The sequence below is a fragment of the Micromonospora cabrerizensis genome, from assembly GCF_022230955.1.
Classification (GTDB): domain Bacteria; phylum Actinomycetota; class Actinomycetes; order Mycobacteriales; family Micromonosporaceae; genus Micromonospora; species Micromonospora cabrerizensis.
In genome coordinates this window covers 1-1,473 of record NZ_JAKKFI010000029.1, presented here as the reverse complement: position 1 = coordinate 1,473, position 1,473 = coordinate 1, and the positions used below count along the sequence as shown (strand labels likewise).

General features: G+C 72.2%; 1 protein-coding gene. It reads right to left on the bottom strand.

Annotated features, from left to right (window positions below):
• Positions 1-225: 225 nt before the first annotated feature.
• Positions 226-1,134 carry a Gfo/Idh/MocA family protein gene (locus LADH09A_RS03205; protein ID WP_238643232.1) on the bottom strand — a complete coding sequence of 303 codons (909 nt, stop codon included), beginning with the start codon at positions 1,132-1,134 and terminating at the stop codon, positions 226-228.
• Between the last annotated feature and the right edge of the window lie 339 nt (positions 1,135-1,473).

Here is a 1,473-nt window from a genome sequence, read left to right as displayed (position 1 = left end):
CCCCGCCCCGCCCCGCCCCGCCCCGCCCCGGCTCGGCTCGGCCGGCCCCGGCCCCGGCCCCGGCTCGGCCCGGCCCTGCCCCCCGGCCCCGGCTCGGTGATCAAGAAGTTTGCGTCATGCCGTTCGGCGTGTCGTGACGCAAATTTCTTGATCAACCTGAGCTGGTGGGTGCGGGCTGAGCTGAGGTCAGGGGGTGGGTTTGGGGTGGGGGGTTTGGGGTTGGGTTTAGGGGTTCGGGACCCGGATGGTGCGGGATTCGGCTCGGGCGGTTTCGGCGGCGGCGAGGATGCCGACGACCTCACGGCCGAAGCGGACGTCGCAGCGGTGGTCGCGGGTGCCCGCACGCACCTGCTCGACCAACTGGTCGATCGCGACGCCGAACGCCGTGGCAGCGTCGTTCTCCCCGAACGGCACGTTCTCGACGCCGTTCTCGCCGTAGAAGACGAACTCCCGGGCCATCGACTCGGTCGGGGCATCGAGGGAGAGCGAGGCGCTGCTCGTGGCACCGCCCTCGTGGGTGAGCAGCAGGTGCACCATGCCGCTCGGCCCGTCCATCGCCGCCACCTGCGTCACCCGGCCCAGCACGGGCAGGAGGATGGAGAGCGCGTGCGGGGCGATGTCCCAGAGCGCGCCGTGCTCCCGGCGCCACAACGAGCCGCCGTACGGGCTGCCGTCCTGGAAGATCGAGGCGAAGGCGGTGGTCCGGCCGTGCTGCCATCCCCCGGCGGCAGCGGTGGCGGCGAGGAAGGCTGTCACGTTCGGCTGGAACCGCTGGGTGAAGAAGACGACCGAGGCGACCCCGGACTCCTCGGCGGCGGCGACCACCCGGTCGGCGTCGACCACGCTGAGCGCCAGCGGCTTGTCCAGCAGCAGGTGCCGCCCGGCGGAGGCGGCCCGGACCGCGATGTCGGCTTGGATGTCCGGCGGCAACGCGACGGCAACCGCCTCACACTGCTCGATCAGGGCATCGACGTCGGCGAAGGCCGGCACGCCGTACCGCTCGGCCAGCGCGGAGGCCCGCTCCGGGTTACGCCCCCACACCCCGACCAACTCCGCGTCCGGGTGTGCGTGCAACGCCTTCCCGTGCGTCTCGATCGCCCAGTGACCGGTGCCGAACAAACCGAACCGCAGCACGTGTACCTCCGCTGTTTCCCCACACCGCGGCAACGCCACGGACCCGATCCACGCTAGTCGCCCAACCAGGGGCATCGGCGGCGGGTCGACCAACCGGAGCAGGTCACGTCCGGTGCCACCGGGGGTGGCCGTGGTCCGATCGGCGCCTGTCGAGCTGCCCCACGTGTGGGGCGGCGCGGCCGCCGGCGCGTGATCGACTCGATTTCCCCGACTCCGGGGCATCCGAAGGCCGACGACACCCCGCCTTACAGGAAACCGAGTCGATCATGGAAGTTTTCCGCCGCCCGCCAGACGCGCGGTGACCCCGAACCGAATGCCCGACCCCACCGCGCCCCACAC